This window comes from Paraburkholderia sp. SIMBA_027 (assembly GCF_046535315.1).
In the GTDB taxonomy this organism is placed as follows: Bacteria; Pseudomonadota; Gammaproteobacteria; order Burkholderiales; family Burkholderiaceae; genus Paraburkholderia; species Paraburkholderia tropica.
On the sequence record NZ_JAWRWY010001621.1, the window covers coordinates 1 to 235 of the forward strand.

Consider the following 235-nt stretch of genomic DNA (forward strand, 5'->3'; position numbering starts at 1 on the left):
CTGCTTAAGATTGCGGCAAATCGCTTCTTTTCTGTGTTTCTGTCAGGTCAATGCACCACCCTGGCGGCAGCGGGCGAAGCGCAGGATATCTTCCGCCAGCCGATGTGCAGTGTCGACATCCGCCTGGCTACGATTCACCAGCATTCGGCTTAAACAGCCTTCCAGCACCAGTTCCATCTGCTTTGCTACCATCGCCGGATCGTCAACTTCCAGTGTGGTTAACAGTTCGTGGGTG

General features: G+C 54.9%; 1 pseudogene. It reads right to left on the reverse strand.

What is annotated here, in order from left to right:
• Positions 1–42: 42 nt before the first annotated feature.
• Positions 43–235 (reverse strand): annotated as a pseudogene (locus tag SB764_RS44665) (TetR family transcriptional regulator); the annotation flags it as partial.